This is a genomic window from Pontibacillus sp. ALD_SL1, assembly GCF_017355605.1.
Window position 1 is genome coordinate 517,639 of record NZ_CP062974.1, and the last position, 16,155, is coordinate 533,793.

Sequence of the window (16,155 nt, forward strand, 5' to 3'; positions counted from 1 at the left end):
AAATAGGCAATATTATTTCTAGCTTGCCCAATTATTTCTTTTCTTTATTATATTAAAAAGGAAAATCAATCTCCAATAAATGCATTCAAATAAATGTTGGACAGCTGTCCGATTGACATGAAGTAAGGCATGTATTACACTAGTTTACAAGTTTTAGAAGAGTTTAGATTAGAGAAAATTAGGCAATTAGATGTATGCAGAGTAGATTAGATTAGTATGATGTTAAATAGAAGAGATTAGTTTAGGTGAGTTGAGAATGAGATAGGTGAGTTGAGGAGTTTTTAGTTGAGATGAGTAGAGCATAGGTCCATCATATGAAGATGGTTCCCCATATATTTATCCTCAAGCCCTCTCATTTTCCATGACTTATTATGGAGAGGTGAGATCGATGAAAGACATACTTCAATTTTTACAGGAGTCGTCTACCCATAAGACGGTTCCCGTTACGTATCAGTGCTATAGTGATACGGTAACCCCCATTCAAATGTATGAACGCTTGCGCGAAGAAGCGGTCTATTTATTAGAAAGCGGAGACCATACCTCCTCTTGGTCTCGATATTCCTTTATTGGCTTACACCCATTTATTACGATGTCAGAAACGAATGGTCAAATTTCGTTTTACGATGAAGATCGGCAAGAAACAACAGAGGCAGAGTCCCTTCAAGACGGCTTTGATCAAATTTTTAATCGACTACAAGTGAAACTACCAGATGTCCCATTGCCATTTCACGGCGGAGGAGTCGGATTTGTTTCTTATGATGCCATTTCTGATATGGAGAAAATACCAGCTCCTCGATATGACGATTTGAACATGCCTCATTACCACTTTCTGTTTTGTCGAACATTATTAGCTTACGACCATAAGTCAAATGAGCTAACCCTTGTTCGATTTGTTCGAAGCGAGGATGATGATGAAGACACACTTCGTCAAAAGTACGACCAGGCTGTAAATAAGGTGAATGAGCTTTTGTCAAAGCTTTCATCAACTCAAGAGGCACAGCCATTTTTAGCTTTTCACAACCATAGCAAAACAAATGGTCTCGAGGGTGTCGAGACGAACTATGAGAAGAGCAAATATAAAGAAGATGTAGAGAAAATTAAGGAATACATTCGCGCAGGAGACATATTTCAATCTGTACTATCCCAACGATTTTCAAAGAAAGTGAGCGTTGATGGACTTCAGTTGTATCGTGTATTACGGCACGTGAACCCATCACCTTATATGTTTTATATTAACTATCAGGATTATGAATTGATCGGTAGTTCCCCAGAACGTTTAATTCAGGTAGCTGATGATGAAATTGAAATCCATCCCATAGCTGGCACAAGAAAGCGTGGGGAAACAAAAGAAGATGATGATGCCTTGGCAGAAGACCTTCTCCAAGATGAGAAAGAGAAATCAGAACACTACATGTTAGTGGACTTAGCGAGAAATGATGTAGGCCGAGTGGCTTCTTTTGGAACAGTCAGAACTCCAGTGCTTTCTGAAATCATGAAGTTCTCAAGGGTTATGCATATGATCAGTAAAGTTACTGGCGACCTTAGTCCTGGGACTCATCCGATTGAAGCATTTCAGTCTGCATTCCCAGCAGGAACATTATCAGGCGCTCCTAAAATCAGAGCTATGGAAATCCTGCAAGAACTAGAGCCGACTGCTCGTAACGTATATGGCGGAGGCGTCGTTTACTTTGGTTTTGATGGAAACCTCGACTCGTGTATTGCAATCAGGACCATTCTACTTAAAGATCAAATGGCTCACGTGCAAGCTGGCGCAGGTGTTGTAGCTGATTCCGACCCTGAGAAAGAATGGCAGGAAACCGTGAATAAAGCAAGTGCGCTGTTGCAGACCATTGATCAAGCAGAGGAACTGTTTGGAACGAAATCTCACGAGGAGGAGACGAACTATGCTTAAAGCAACCCTTAACCGATTGTTAAATGAAGAGACGTTAACGGAACAAGAGGCTTTTCAGATTATGGATCTTATCATGAAAGGGGAAATCGGTACAGAGCAGCTTGCTAGTTTCCTATCAATCTTGCGTTTTCGTGGTGAAACGGTCGAAGAACTTCTTGGATTTACTAAAGGAATGCGTAAGCACATGCGAACGATTCAACATTCAGAAGAGGTAGTTGTGGATACCTGTGGAACGGGCGGAGATGGTTTGTCCACATTTAATATCTCAACAGCCGTTGCAATCGTATTAGCTTCAATGGATGTGAAAGTCGCGAAGCACGGAAACCGAAAAGTATCATCTGCAAGTGGAAGTGCTGACGTTTTAGAGTATCTTGGAGTGCCGGTTGATACGACAGCCGAACAAGCGGCTGAAATGCTAGAGACTACAGGAATGACGTTTTTATTCGCACCTAATTATCACCAAGCCATGAAGCATGCTGTAACAGCAAGACGGGAACTTGGCTTTCGTACAGCCTTTAATGTACTAGGTCCATTATCCAATCCTGCTAATGCCAGACATCAAGTGATCGGGATATATGATACCTCGCTTGGAGAGAAGTTGGCTCATACTTTACACGAACTTGGATCTGAGCATGTTCTGCTTGTAACTGGAAAAGATGGCTTAGATGAATTTTCGATTTCAGAACAAACAAACGTGGTGGAATTAAAAGAAGGCGTTGTGACGAGAACGACCGTTGAGCCCGAGCAATTTGGTCTGAAGCGTGGGCGTTTAGAAGAGATACAAGTCCAAAATTCACTAGAGAGCGCTAATCTCATACAAGCAATCTTTGAAGGAACCGCAAATGAGAGTGCGAGAGATATTGTTGTCCTGAACGCTGGTGCTGGTCTTTATGTAGGAGGAAGAGTTTCTTCTATTGAAGAAGGGGTACAAGAAGTTCAGAAGGCATTAATGAATAAAACGGTTTATCATTATTATCAATCGTTGCGACACACACTGGAGGGAGCGCGTTATGCTTAATCGAATCATTGAAACGAAGAAAGAAGAAGTGAGCACTCTTTCATTACCTGAACAAGCAGAAGTAGAGAAGCGTTCTTTTTATGAAGCGTTAAGTACAGGAGAAGATCCCATTTCCCTCATTGCTGAAGTGAAAAAGGCATCTCCTTCTAAGGGGGTAATTCGTGAAGACTTTCGTCCTGTCGAAATTGCTGCTATATATAATGAAGCAGGAGCTAGTGCGATATCTGTTCTTACCGATCAGACCTACTTCCAAGGCAAGAGGGAAGACTTAACGGCGGTTAAGCAACACGTTAAGGTTCCTATCTTACGAAAAGACTTTATTATAGATGAGCTCCAAGTGGAAGAGAGTGCGCGGATTGGTGCAGATGCCATTCTTCTTATAGGAGAAGTGTTAGAGCCTCAGAAGCTCTACGAACTTTATCAAAAAGCCACAGAGTTAGGTCTCGATGCTTTGGTGGAAGTTCATGCAGCGGAAACGCTCGAGCGCATTCTTGATGTTTTTCAACCAAAGATTATTGGCGTGAATAACCGAGATTTAACGACTTTCAAAACGACTCTCGAGCAAACTGAAAAGATTGCTAGGTTCATTCCTGAAGGCAGTCTAGTTGTTAGTGAAAGTGGTCTATTCTCTTATGAAGATGTGAAGCGGGTGAAACAGGCAGGAGCCAAAGCAATCCTTGTCGGAGAGGCTCTCATGCGTGAGAACAATGCGACAAAACAAATTCACAACATGTTAGGACGTGTACATCATGAGTCAAACCGCTCTTAAATTTTGTGGAAATCGAAGCTTTGAAGATCTAAAGAATTCCATCCAGTCAGGTGTACCTTACGTAGGTGTAATCTTCGCTGAAAGTAAACGCCAAGTTCTTCCAGAACAGGTTTCAGACTGGTTAGAGCGAGCGCCTTTAAGCGAGAATCAGCAAATAGTGGGTGTATTCGTTAATCCGTCCATCGAAGATATTGAAGAAGCCCTGCACCTGACTCATTTAGATATTATACAACTGCATGGAACGGAGACGTTGTCTGAAGTCCTTGCCATAAAAGAGCGATTTAAGAAACCGGTCTGGAAGGCAATCCATCACTCTGAAGACGCGCTTGAAAGAATGGGTTTGTTTCAAGGTGTAGTTGATGGATACGTGGTTGACTCTAAAGTGAAAGGACACTGGGGAGGTTCAGGTGTTCGCTTTGACTGGGGTCAGGCTCCTTTCTATATAGAAGAGGGTAAAAGACAAGGCGTGCCTTGCTTTATTGCAGGGGGCGTAACAGATGAGAACGTGAGTGAATTAGTAAAGTTAAAGCCTGAAGGTATTGACGTTTCCTCAGGGATTGAATCAGATGAAGCTAAAGATATTGATAAGATAAGTAAATTTGTAAGGGGGATCCATCATGTCAGTCGTATATCCGGATAACAGAGGTCGCTATGGGGATTATGGAGGTCAATTTGTACCGGAGACATTAATGGCTCCGTTAAAAGAGATTGAAGATGCACTTGATGAAGCTATGAAAGATGAGAGCTTTCAGGAAGCCTACCGTAATGAACTAGAGCATTACAGCGGTCGTCCAACGGCTCTTACTTATGCCGATCAGCTCACGAAGACATTAGGTGGAGCCCAAATCTACTTAAAGCGTGAAGATCTAAATCATACAGGAGCTCATAAGCTAAACAATGCGATCGGTCAGGCGCTTCTAGCCAAAAGGATGGGGAAGAAAAAGATTATAGCTGAAACAGGTGCCGGTCAGCATGGTGTTGCATCTGCAACCGTAGCTGCGAAGCTTGGGTTAGAATGTAAGGTCTTCATGGGAGAGAAAGATATTGAACGTCAGCAGCTAAACGTATTTCGTATGCAGTTATTAGGAGCGGAAGTCATCTCTGTCTCTTCTGGTGACAAGACATTAAAAGATGCCACCAACGAAGCGATTCGTTACTGGGTCGCCCACTGTGATGATCATTATTATCTAATCGGATCTGTTGTAGGTCCGCACCCATATCCGAAGATGGTTCGTGATTTCCAACGTGTCATTGGTGATGAAACAAAGCGCCAGTTCAAAGAAAAAGAAGGAAAGCTTCCTAATCGAATTTACGCATGTGTAGGCGGAGGGAGTAATGCAATTGGCATGTTCTATCCATTCTTAGAGGACGATGTAGAGCTTGTTGGAATTGAAGCGGCTGGAAAAGGAATTGATACCCCTGATCATGCAGCAACGCTTCTTAATGGAACACAAGGAATTATTCATGGTTCTATGACGTATTTAATTCAGGATGATCACGGCCAGATCGTAGAGCCTTATTCCATTTCGGCTGGACTTGACTATCCAGGTATTGGACCAGAGCATGCTTACTTGCACAGTTCCGGTCGCGTTCGATACGAATCAATTACAGATGCTGAAGCGTTAGAAGCCGTAAAAACCCTCTCGCAGGCGGAAGGTATTATTCCAGCTATAGAGAGTGCTCACGCCATTGCTCAAGCTGTTAAAGAAGCAAAACAAATGGATCCTAGTGAAACCATTGTGATTAACGTGTCTGGTCGAGGAGACAAAGATATGAATACGATTATGGAACAATTTCAGGAGGGGTAACACAATGACGCAAATGGTCGAACAAACACGTTTTCAAAAGAGGTTGAAGCGCGAGAAAGATTTATTTATACCGTTTATCATGAGTGGGGACCCGACTCCTGAGGCGACTGTTGAGATTGCGTACACAATGCAGCAAAGCGGAGCAGATGTATTAGAACTAGGAGTTCCTTATTCAGATCCGCTAGCTGATGGACCAACGATTCAAGAAGCAGCAGGTCGAGCTTTAGCGCAAGGAATGAACCTGACAGAAGCGATGAAGCTGGTTCCAAAGATGAGGGAGCGCGGGGTTACTATTCCGGTTGTCCTATTTACGTACTACAATCCTGTTTTACGATATGGTCTTGAAGCTTTTGCGAAGGCAATGGAAGAAAATGATGTGGATGGATTACTCATTCCTGATATTCCGCTAGAAGAAAGTGAAGATATTCGAGGATTTACAGAACAGTACGGGGTCGAGCTCATATCCCTTGTGGCCCCAAATTCAGAAGAACGCATTAAGCGTATTGCAGAGCAAGCAAAAGGATTCCTTTACTGCGTTTCCTCTCTTGGTGTAACGGGGGAACGAAAGGATATGAACCCTGATATCGCTTCTTTCTTAGAGAAGGTGAAGCAATATAGCCAAGTGCCTGTAGCGGTTGGGTTTGGGATCTCGAGCTATGAACAAGTTAAGCTTGTCCAAGGCCATAGTGACGGTGTCATTATTGGAAGTAAAATCATTAAATTAATCGACACTCATCGTGAAGCTCTATCAAATGAAACGACTAGAGCAGGAGCGTTGCAAGAGTTACAGAGTGAAGTGGAGCAGTTAGTTAAAGGGAACGAATAATATTCCTTTGGAGCCGAGAATAGCCGAGAATAGGAGAGTAAATATGATCTTAATGATTGATAACTATGACTCTTTCACATATAACTTAGTTCAATATGTAGGTGAGATTTATGGAGATATCACAGTAAGGAGAAATGACGAGGTGACTATTGAGGAGATTAGAGCTATGGCGCCTGATGCTATCATTTTATCTCCTGGTCCATGTAGTCCAAATGAAGCCGGAATTTGTTTAGAGGTCGTTCGTCAATTTGCAGGAGTCACGCCGATCTTAGGCGTTTGCCTTGGACATCAAACGATTATTCAAGCGTTTGGTGGGGAGATTGGTCGAGCGAAAGAGTTGTTCCATGGCAAGACCTCGCTCGTTATACATGATGGACGTAGCATGTATAATCAAATTCCTCTTCCATTTACCGTGGCTCGTTACCACTCACTAATAGGGAGTGAAGTAACGCTGCCACCGAGTCTGGAAGTTACCGCGCGTACGCCAGAGGGTGACTTAATGGGAGTTCGTCACATGGATTTCGCAGTGGAAGGCGTTCAGTTCCACCCTGAATCGATCTTAACGGAACATGGTAAGAAACTCCTTCGTAATTTCTTAGACTATTATGAGGTTGCGACCACTAAAAAAGAAGCAGTTCAATAGATGTATAGAAGTAGTTCAGTATTTAAGGGGATGATTTCCTTGAACTGGACTACTTTTTTTTGTAGCGGGGCAGTGGGGTAGTCTTACGAAAAGAAGGCAGTATCTATCTGTAATAAATATTTTACATAATATTATTAGAAAATTTAGAACAATCTACAAAATTCGCGCGTTTTTTCACTAGAAACGTTTTATAATACTTGGAAACGGGTATTATATAAAAATAATAGGAGGGCATGCATATGACAATGACAGCAAAGTTTCTTGAATCGGACTTAAGTTTATTGCAAAGCATTTCCCGGGCGAAACAAGAACAAGATGAGAAAACTGTAGAGTATTTGATTACTTTTAGAAATGAAAATATCGTACACGTGCCTAATTGCTTAATTGAATTAAGAAACGGTCAATACGTTGGAAGTGGAGATTATATTCATAATCAAGAAGGTACCTTTTACTTATGTTCTGCCAATGGATCAACGAAGATGGTTGATGCAGATTTTGTTTACGAATTTTGCAGGGGAATTGCCTATCATTTATAAAGTTTATGTTAGATAGAGAAGGAGTACTCGGTAATCGAGTACTCCTTTTTTATGGAGAGCGCTTCTATTTCTGTGCGAATGTTTCCAATTTGATTTACAATAATTGTACATCAAGAGGGGGGATTCTTGTGTTACATGTAGTTTGGTATAAACGAGATTTACGTATTCATGATCATCGTCCGCTTCAAGAAGCATGGAGAGAAAAGGAGCCTATTTTACCTCTTTATGTGGCGGAACCGTCTATTTGGCAAGAGAGTGAACTGTCCATTCGCCATTTCCAGTTCGTGAAAGAAAGTTTGGAAGATTTACAGGGAGCTTTTAAAGAATTAGGGGGATCAATGTTCGTGACGATTGCAGAGATGGAGAGCGTTCTAAATACGATTTACGAATCGGTGGGCCCTTTTACATTGCATGCTCATGAAGAGAATGGAACTCCTGTTACATACGAGCGAGACAAGCGTGTGCGTCAATGGATGAAGGATCGCGGTCTTCTTTTTCATGAATATCAACACTGTGGGGTTGTGCGGGGAGAGAAGAGCGAGGAGCTTTTTAAGAAAGATTGGAAAGAGTTTATCGAAACGCCTGTTATGAATGCTCCTAATTCGATTCTTACCCTAGATCAGGAAATTCTACCAAGTACGATCACCACTAATATGGATACGCTTTTGAGGTTTAAAACCGGAGGATCGCGTATCAAATACGGGCAACAAGGGGGAGAAGGACTGGCGCATGAAACGCTTGAGAGCTTTCTTGACGGGCGATTTACAAGGTACAAAGAAGAACTTGCTAATCCTCTTGCTTCAACGAACACTTGTAGCCGACTTTCTCCTTACCTTGCCTTTGGGAATATATCTATGAGGCAGGTCGTGCAGAAAACAAAGGAAGCGATAGAGCATTGTGATAAGAGTGATGATAGGAAACAATTAAAAGCGTTCAACTCTAAGCTGGAAGAGCATTGTCGTTCCATTCAATGGATTGAGGACCACCCTCAATTTGCTTGCAACTCTGGTAATCCTTCATTCGATCCAAGTAGGGAAGTATGGGAAGAAGGCTTCGAACGGTGGTCTAGAGGAGAGACGGGGCTCCCTATAATTGATGCAGCGATGCGAGCTCTAATAAAGACAGGTTGGCTTAACTTTAGATCTCGTGCCATGCTTTTATCTTTTGCGTGTCACACACTCAGGATGAACTGGCAGGAACCAGCTGAATACCTTGCGGGACTTTTCGTAGATTATGAGCCAGGTATTTATTATAAACAGGTACATCTAGTCGTCTCACCTGAATCTAGTAAAAGGGTGCGCTTATATGACCCTGTCAAAGAAGGGAAAAAGAATGACCCAGAAGGGAGGTTCGTGCGCCAGTATATACCGGAATTAAAGCATGTTCCGGATCAATACATTCATGAACCTTGGAAATATGATGGCTTCTTTCACTTGGATTACTATGGTCCCATTGTTGATGTAGGTAGAGCTAATCGACATGTGAAGACACGGATGGCAGACATTGAAAGTAGTGGGGAGGATTCAGAAAAGAAGGAAGCAGCTAAGGAAGGTGATGAACAAATCGTATTTGATTTGTTTACGGAATAAAACGTATAAAAGCGCGAAGGGTTAATGGAACTCTTCGCGCTTTTTATTGGTCAAGAATCTTATTGTTTCATCTTAGGGTCAAGGGCATCCCGCAATCCATCCCCCATTAAATTGAAACCAAGCACTGTCAACATAATGGCAAGTCCTGGGAAGATCATCGTCCACGGGGCTTGTACAAGATAACTTTTTGAATCTGCGAGCATTTTCCCCCAATCAACGTCTGGTGACTGTGCACCTAGACCAAGGAAACTTAGTGCGGCTACTTCAATAATCGCTGTAGCTACAGCAAGTGTCCCTTGTACAATGACAGGGGTCATACTGTTAGGGAGTACGTGATGGAAAAGGATACGCGCATCATTCATGCCAATTGATCTAGCTGCTGTGATGTATTCTTCTTCTTTCACACTCAACACTTTTGAACGAATGAGTCTACCGAAATTCGGTACGTTAATGACAGCGATGGCAATGAGTGCATTTTGTAAATCCGGTCCTAGTATAGCTACGATTGCAATAGCGAGAAGGATGCTAGGGAAGGCCAGGAGAATATCAAATATTCTTGAGATGACTGTATCCACCCATTTTCCGTAAAATCCGGCTAATATACCAAGTGTACAGCCGACTAGGATGGATCCTGCTACACAAGAGAAGCCGACCCAAAGAGAGATTCTTGCACCGTAAATAATGCGTGATAGAATATCTCGTCCGAAGTCATCTGTCCCAAGCCAGTGCTCAGCAGAAGGACCCTTTAATCGATTTAATAGATCTGGTTTCGTATGATCATAGGGCATAATAAGTGGGGCGAGAAGCGCCACTAAGATAAAAAAGACAACAATACTCAAGCCTGCAATAGCAATCTTATTCTTGGCAAAGCTTCGCCATGCGTCACGCCAAGGAGATGATGGTTTTTCTATAGAAGTGTCCACAGGTTGTTGTAGTGAAGGTGTGGTCTGCTGCATGCGTTTCCTCCTTTCTATTTATAATCGATTCGTGGATCGATAACGGCGTAAAGCAAGTCCACAATGACGTTAATAAAGACGAAGATCGTTGCAATTAATAGAATCCCAGACTGGATAACAGGGTAGTCCCTGTACTGGATGGCGTCGTAAATATAACGTCCAATCCCTGGCCAACCGAAGATGGTTTCGGTTAATATGGCGCCACCTAATAATAGTCCGGTTTGAAGCCCAATAACTGTAAGGACGGGAATCACTGCATTTTTTAGAGAGTGCTTGTACACAACCCAGAAGTTTGTGAGCCCTTTTGCGCGTGCAGTACGGATATAATCAGAACGCATAACCTCAAGCATTGATGAACGAGTCATGCGGGCGATAATGGCCATTGGAATAGTGGCAAGAGCAATGCCAGGTAAAACTAGGTGCTTGGCTACGTCTGTAAATTGTTCCATGTTTCCTTGTAAAAGCGTGTCCACCAAATATAAATGAGTGATGGGATCTATTACGCTTGAAGCTTCATAACGGCCGGTAGAAGGGAGCCAGTCTAATTGAACAGAGAAGATATATTGCTCCATTAAACCGAGCCAGAAGATTGGCATCGAAACACCGATAAGAGCAAACACCATAGCGGTATAGTCGAACCAAGAGTTATGAAACCAAGCACTAATGATTCCTGCGTTGATACCGATAAATATAGCGATGACCATAGCGACAATCGTTAATTCTACTGTAGCAGCCAGATAAGGGAAGATCTCCTGACTAATTGGAACGTCCGTTTTAATAGATGTTCCAAGGTCCCCTTGAAGAAGGCTGCCAATATAATCTACATACTGAATATGCCATGGTTGATCAAGCCCGAGCTGCTTCTCCACTTCAGCAATGGCTTCAACGGTGGCTCGTTGCCCCAATATAATCTGTGCTGGATTACCAGGTATTAAATAAATGATCGAAAAAACCAGTAAACTCATACCAAACAAAACAGGTAAAAGCATAAAAATCCTACGAACGGCATAAGCCCCCATACGACACCTCCCGTATTAGCAAACTTTACTGCTTTATCATAAAGAAGGGTGCCAGACACCCTGCACCACTTTAATGCTGCACAGCAACTGAGGGTGTCAGGCACCCTTCAGTTCTTTAACACTGTACAGTATGGCATGGTGTCTGGCACCGTTTACTGCTTTAATGTGTGAAACTTTTATTTGGTGAATTCTGTGTTTGTGACTGGTTCGGATCCGGTTGGGTGTGGGATGTAGCCGCTGATTTCTTTCTTAGCTGCGATGACTGGAGTTGAGTGAACAAGTGGAATCCATGGTGCGTCATTGTGTACGATGACTTGGGCTTCTTTGTATAGCTCGTTACGTTTGTCTTGGTCGGTTATGGTTTGAGCTTCAATCAAGATATCGTGAAGCTCATCGTTTGAGTAGTAGGCATAGTTGTTACTACCGATGCTGTCTTTATCAAGTAATGTGTAAATGAAGTTGTCAGGGTCGCCATTGTCACCTGTCCAGCCAAGTAAGAAGGCATCAAAGTCTCCTTTGCTGGCTTTCTCAAGATACGTACCCCAGTCAGCCGTTTGTAAGTTCGCTGTGACCCCGATTTGAGCGAAGCTTTGTTGTAGGACTTCTGCGATTTTTTGGCCTTCTGGAATATACGGGCGTGGAACAGGCATATACCATAAGTCAAACTCGAAGCCATCTGCATATCCGGCTTCAGCCAAGAGAGATTTAGCTTTTTCTAAATCGTACTCATAATCCTCAATATCATCGTTGTATCCTTCAATACTTGGAGGCATAACGGTTTTTGCAGGTTCTGCTAACCCTCCGTAGAAGGCCTCAATGATTTGATCCTTCGGTACGGCATGAGAGAGAGCCTGGCGCACCAATACATCAGCCATTGGTGTTTCACGGTTCATAGTAAAAGCCATGTATCCAATATTCATAGATGGGCGTTCTAGTAGTTGAAGAGTGTCATCTGCTTTGATTCGTTCTACATCAGACGGATTTACGCCATCAATGAGATCAACTTCACCTGTCATCAGAGCATTCAGGCGAGCAGAGTTTTCAGGGATAACCGTGTAAACCACTTTATTAAGCTTCGGTAGTCCATCTTTCCAGTAATCTTCGTTCTTTTCTAATACAATACGTTCGTTCCGTTTCCACTCTGAAAACTTGAAAGGTCCTGTTCCAACAGGGTTTTCTGTGAACTTGTCGCCATATTCCTCGAGGGCAGCTGGGCTTGCCATTCCGAATGGAGACATGGCTAAGTTTTTCAGGAACGGAGCTTGTGGGCGATTTAAAGTAAATTGAACGGTAAACTCGTCAACAGCTTCAACGCCTGCAATAACGTGTCCCTCGTCTCCTTTAAATCCACCAAACATGGTGTAGTAAGGGAATTGATCTGCATCCCCGTTCATCCAACGTTCAAAGTTAAATACAACTGCTTCTGCGTTGAAAGGAGTTCCATCGTGGAATGTTACGCCTTCTTGAAGTGAGAAGGTGTAGGTTAACCCATCTTCAGAAACGTCCCACTCCTTAGCCAGACCTGGAACAAGTTCTGTATTTGTATCTTCATAGTTTAATAGGGTTTCAAAAAGGTTCTCGGTAACGCGGAATGTTTCACCTTCCGTCGTTGTAATCGGATCAAGAGCTGTTGAGTCTCCGCCACGAGCATAAACTAGTGTGTCCTTTACTTCCGTAGTACCCTCTTCTGAACCATCGTCCGTCGTTTCTTCTGTAGCGTCATCAGTTTGGTCTTCTGTCGCAGGTTCCTTCGTTTCGTCTTCTTTCTCCTTGTCACTGCAACCAACTAGAGCCACAGATAAGACAAGCATAAGTAGTAATGATAAAAGCCAAAAACGTTTCGTCATTCTTGAAATTCCCCCTTAATTTTTAAAAGCTTTATATAAATGTTACGCATCACCATAAAGATGGCACGCAACGTGATGCCCAGGACTAATTTCTTGAAAAGCAGGGCGGCTCGTTTTGCAGACGTCCATACACTCTTTGCACCTTGTGTGAAAGGCACAGCCTTTAGGAGGTTTAGAAGCACTCGGGATTTCCCCAGTTAAAACTTCACTATCTGATTGATAGTCTGGGTCTGGAACAGGAACAGCAGAGAGGAGAGACTTGGTGTAAGGGTGAAGCGGTTCCTCGTAAAGTGTTTCACTGTCTGTTAGCTCGACCATTCTTCCTAAATACATTACGCCAACACGGTCGCTGATATGACGAACAACTCCTAAATCGTGTGCAATAAAAATATAGGTGAGGTCAAATTCAGCTTGTAAATCCTTTAACAAGTTCAATACTTGGGACTGTATGGAAACGTCTAGAGCGGAGACAGGTTCATCTGCGATGATGAGCTTTGGATTTGTCATTAACGCACGGGCAATGCCGATTCGCTGACGCTGTCCGCCACTAAATTGATGGGGATAACGCGCGGCATGGTATCGGTCTAATCCGACCGTTTCGAGCATGTTCATGACACGTTCCCTCCGCTCTTTTTTATCCTTAATGCCATGAACAATAAGTGGCTCTTCTAGGATCTTCTCAACTTTGTGCCTTGGATTAAGGGAGGCATAAGGATCTTGGAAGACGAGCTGCATTTCTTTTCGAATTTTTTTCATAAGGTTAGGTGAGAGGGCTTGGATATTTTTGTCCTCAAATCGTATTTCGCCATCTGTTGCTTCCTGAAGACGGAGTAAGAGGCGTCCGATTGTCGACTTTCCACATCCACTTTCCCCTACAAGACCTAACGTTTCTCCTTTGTACACGGCAAATGAAACACCATCCACGGCTTTGACCTCTCCGACTTTTTTGCTCAGAATTCCACCCTTAATGGGGAAGTATTTTTTAATTTGGTTTACTTCAAGGAGTGGTAGTTTCATGGCCTTCCTCCTTTTTAGTTTCTGTGTCATAAAGGAAACATCTTACTTGTTGACTCTCCTCTGCCTTGTAAAGAGGAGGGTCTTCGACAAAACATCGCTCCATTGCATGCTCGCAACGCTCCGCAAAGCGACAGCCCGTATCAATGGATCCAGGCTTTGGCACGTTACCTGGTATGGATTGAAGGCGATCCTTTTTAGAACGAATATCTGGAACAGATGCGAGTAGCCCTTGTGTGTATGGATGTAAGGCGTGTTTGAAAATCGTCTTAATAGGGGCTTCCTCGACAATTTTTCCCGCATACATTACGACAACTCGGTCACATACTTCAGCTACAACACCGAGGTCATGAGTAATCATCATAATGGATGTATGGAGCTTCTGGTTCAACTCTTTCATCAACTGAAGAATTTGTTTCTGAATCGTGACGTCTAAAGCTGTTGTAGGCTCGTCCGCAATTAAAAGTTGTGGTTCACAGATCATGCTCATCGCAATCATTACTCTTTGTCTCATGCCCCCTGATAACTGATGAGGGTAATCGTTAAGTAGTTGCTTAGCTCTCGGTAGCCCAACAAGCTCAAGCATCTCAACTGTTCGCTTTCTGGCATCTTCTTTCGAGCATGCTTGGTGGGTATGAATGGCTTCAGTGAGCTGATTTCCTATTTTAAAAAGGGGATTGAGTGAGGTCATCGGCTCCTGAAAAATCATTGCAATTTCATTTCCTCTTATAGACCGCATTCGTTTTTCAGTAGCTTTCGTAAGGGATTCCCCTTGAAATAAAATCTCTCCGCCGACGATTCTCCCTGCTTGAGGGAGAAGGCCCATAATCGATAGCGACGTTACGCTTTTTCCGCATCCGGACTCTCCAACAATCCCCAATACTTCCCCTTTATGAATGGTGAAATCGATATGATCGACTGCTGGTACAATTCCATTATCAGTAAAGAAACTTGTCCGTAACCCTTGTACATGTAAAATGTCCTGCTGCTTGTCCACAGTTCCACCTCTTTCTCTAAATCTAGTACTATCACTCTATTCATGTAATGAAATGAATATTCATGAATTGATTTTGGTAGAAGGTAGACACCTTAAAATAATTTGCACGCGATTATAGAGGAGAAAGGGGTTGTTTTTCCTGGAATGTACAGTCAAAAGTGGACCACCTTTCATACTCTATAGAAAGAGAAAAGGAGGTGAGTATATGAAGAGGAATAGATGGAAGAGTTATCGACTATGGGTAGCCATTGCAGCGCTTTTAGGGATGTTCTTGCAAGATTGTGGGTTTATCAATATGGTAGATCGATATGAAATGTACGTGAGCGTGATTCTCTCAATCTTAATCTTCCTCGGCGTCATCCATTCACCCGAGAAGGAAGTCATTAAGGAAGTGTTAGAAGAGGAAATCAAATCTAAGGAAGAAGAACAACAGCTTTTAGATCAGGAGGCAAATAAAGAAGTTATAGAGGAAGAGACGAAGAAGGAGGGAGAGGATGAAAATCAAAAGTCTACCTAAACTAGTAGATCTGCGTGGGAAAACAGCGCAGGATGGGGATTATAAACGGGGTGGTTTAGAAAGTAAAACAGATATTGCAATCCACCATTCGTTAACAGATGAGGGGGACTCAGAAGCCTTTGCTAGGTATCATGTCCATACGAACCAATGGCCAGGGATCGGCTATCACTTTGTCATTCTGAAAGATGGAACGATTGAATGGAACCACGATTTGGATCGAATGAGTTATCACGTAGGAAATGGGAATAAAAGAGCGATCGGAGTTTGTTTGGTAGGAGATTTCAGGTATTATGAGCCGAGTTTAGATCAAAAGAAGGCACTCAGGGTCCTTCATGAGGCATTGAAGGAAGAAATGCCCCGCTATGAGCGTACGTTAGGTCACAATGAATTTCCAGGTTATGAATGGAAGGCTTGCCCTAGTTTTGACTATAGGGCTGTGTTGGAAAAAGCGAAGGTGGAAGCAGACGTTAAAAGGTACCGAATAATGACAGGCACATTCTCTACGGCCGAAGAATTATCAAAAGGTAAAAAGCGCTTATTAAGTCGCTTTAACTGGACGGTGTATGAACGAGCGGATCATTCAAACTTTAACCCTCCGTACCGGCTTATAACAGGGACCTTTGTATCAAAAGAGGAAGCTGAGCGCTATGCATCCGTACTAGAGGGTGAGTTCGGGTGGACGGTTTATGTAATCGATGCATAAA

At 42.9% G+C, this 16,155-nt stretch carries 16 protein-coding genes; 11 read left to right on the plus strand and 5 right to left on the minus strand.

Annotated features, from left to right (window positions below; translation table 11 throughout):
- Positions 1-388: 388 nt before the first annotated feature.
- From trpE to IMZ31_RS02670, 9 genes are all read left to right on the plus strand, one after another.
- On the plus strand, positions 389-1,912 hold the full coding sequence (gene trpE / locus IMZ31_RS02630) for an anthranilate synthase component I (protein WP_207529099.1): 1,524 nt from the start codon (positions 389-391) through the stop codon (positions 1,910-1,912).
- Positions 1,905-2,930, plus strand: coding sequence for an anthranilate phosphoribosyltransferase (gene trpD, locus IMZ31_RS02635; protein ID WP_207529100.1), 1,026 nt, complete (start codon positions 1,905-1,907; stop codon positions 2,928-2,930). Before trpE ends, trpD begins: the two co-directional genes overlap by 8 nt.
- Positions 2,923-3,699, plus strand: a complete 777-nt coding sequence (trpC, locus tag IMZ31_RS02640; RefSeq protein ID WP_207529101.1) for an indole-3-glycerol phosphate synthase TrpC — start codon at positions 2,923-2,925, stop codon at positions 3,697-3,699. Before trpD ends, trpC begins: the two co-directional genes overlap by 8 nt.
- Positions 3,680-4,339, plus strand: coding sequence for a phosphoribosylanthranilate isomerase (locus IMZ31_RS02645; protein ID WP_207529102.1), 660 nt, complete (start codon positions 3,680-3,682; stop codon positions 4,337-4,339). Before trpC ends, IMZ31_RS02645 begins: the two co-directional genes overlap by 20 nt.
- Positions 4,317-5,507 carry a tryptophan synthase subunit beta gene (gene trpB, locus IMZ31_RS02650; protein ID WP_207529103.1) on the plus strand — a complete coding sequence of 397 codons (1,191 nt, stop codon included), beginning with the start codon at positions 4,317-4,319 and terminating at the stop codon, positions 5,505-5,507. Before IMZ31_RS02645 ends, trpB begins: the two co-directional genes overlap by 23 nt.
- Before the next feature lie 13 nt (positions 5,508-5,520).
- A complete protein-coding gene (gene trpA / locus IMZ31_RS02655; protein ID WP_207530280.1) occupies positions 5,521-6,333 on the plus strand; it encodes a tryptophan synthase subunit alpha in 813 nt (270 codons plus the stop codon).
- Between the two features lie 43 nt (positions 6,334-6,376).
- Positions 6,377-6,976 carry an anthranilate synthase component II gene (locus tag IMZ31_RS02660; RefSeq protein WP_207529104.1) on the plus strand — a complete coding sequence of 200 codons (600 nt, stop codon included), beginning with the start codon at positions 6,377-6,379 and terminating at the stop codon, positions 6,974-6,976.
- A gap of 239 nt (positions 6,977-7,215) precedes the next feature.
- Entirely contained in the window at positions 7,216-7,512 is a 297-nt protein-coding gene (locus IMZ31_RS02665) for a hypothetical protein (protein WP_036783902.1), read from the plus strand.
- 128 nt (positions 7,513-7,640) lie between these two features.
- On the plus strand, positions 7,641-9,101 hold the full coding sequence (locus IMZ31_RS02670; RefSeq protein ID WP_207529105.1) for an FAD-binding domain-containing protein: 1,461 nt from the start codon (positions 7,641-7,643) through the stop codon (positions 9,099-9,101).
- A gap of 59 nt (positions 9,102-9,160) precedes the next feature.
- On the opposite strand, the gene IMZ31_RS02675 is transcribed toward IMZ31_RS02670, so the two are convergent.
- The 5 genes from IMZ31_RS02675 to IMZ31_RS02695 all read right to left on the minus strand — a co-directional run bounded on the left by IMZ31_RS02675 (position 9,161) and on the right by IMZ31_RS02695 (position 14,934).
- Complete coding sequence (locus tag IMZ31_RS02675; RefSeq protein ID WP_207529106.1) at positions 9,161-10,057, minus strand: ABC transporter permease; 897 nt, start codon at positions 10,055-10,057, stop codon at positions 9,161-9,163.
- 14 nt (positions 10,058-10,071) lie between these two features.
- Positions 10,072-11,076 (minus strand): ABC transporter permease, encoded by a 1,005-nt coding sequence (locus IMZ31_RS02680; RefSeq protein ID WP_207529107.1) that lies wholly within the window; start codon positions 11,074-11,076, stop codon positions 10,072-10,074.
- A 176-nt stretch (positions 11,077-11,252) separates the two neighbouring features.
- Positions 11,253-12,923 (minus strand): ABC transporter substrate-binding protein, encoded by a 1,671-nt coding sequence (locus IMZ31_RS02685; protein WP_207529108.1) that lies wholly within the window; start codon positions 12,921-12,923, stop codon positions 11,253-11,255.
- A gap of 42 nt (positions 12,924-12,965) precedes the next feature.
- The gene (locus IMZ31_RS02690) at positions 12,966-13,940 is read right to left on the minus strand and encodes an ABC transporter ATP-binding protein (protein ID WP_207529109.1); all 975 of its coding nucleotides are present in this window, start codon (positions 13,938-13,940) and stop codon (positions 12,966-12,968) included.
- Complete coding sequence (locus IMZ31_RS02695; protein ID WP_207529110.1) at positions 13,921-14,934, minus strand: ABC transporter ATP-binding protein; 1,014 nt, start codon at positions 14,932-14,934, stop codon at positions 13,921-13,923. Before IMZ31_RS02695 ends, IMZ31_RS02690 begins: the two co-directional genes overlap by 20 nt.
- Before the next feature lie 205 nt (positions 14,935-15,139).
- On the opposite strand from IMZ31_RS02695, the gene IMZ31_RS02700 reads away from it, so the two are divergent.
- Both IMZ31_RS02700 and IMZ31_RS02705 read left to right on the plus strand, forming a co-directional pair.
- Positions 15,140-15,451 (plus strand): hypothetical protein, encoded by a 312-nt coding sequence (locus IMZ31_RS02700; RefSeq protein ID WP_207529111.1) that lies wholly within the window; start codon positions 15,140-15,142, stop codon positions 15,449-15,451.
- A complete protein-coding gene (locus IMZ31_RS02705; RefSeq protein ID WP_207529112.1) occupies positions 15,429-16,154 on the plus strand; it encodes an N-acetylmuramoyl-L-alanine amidase in 726 nt (241 codons plus the stop codon). Before IMZ31_RS02700 ends, IMZ31_RS02705 begins: the two co-directional genes overlap by 23 nt.
- Position 16,155 lies beyond the last annotated feature (1 nt).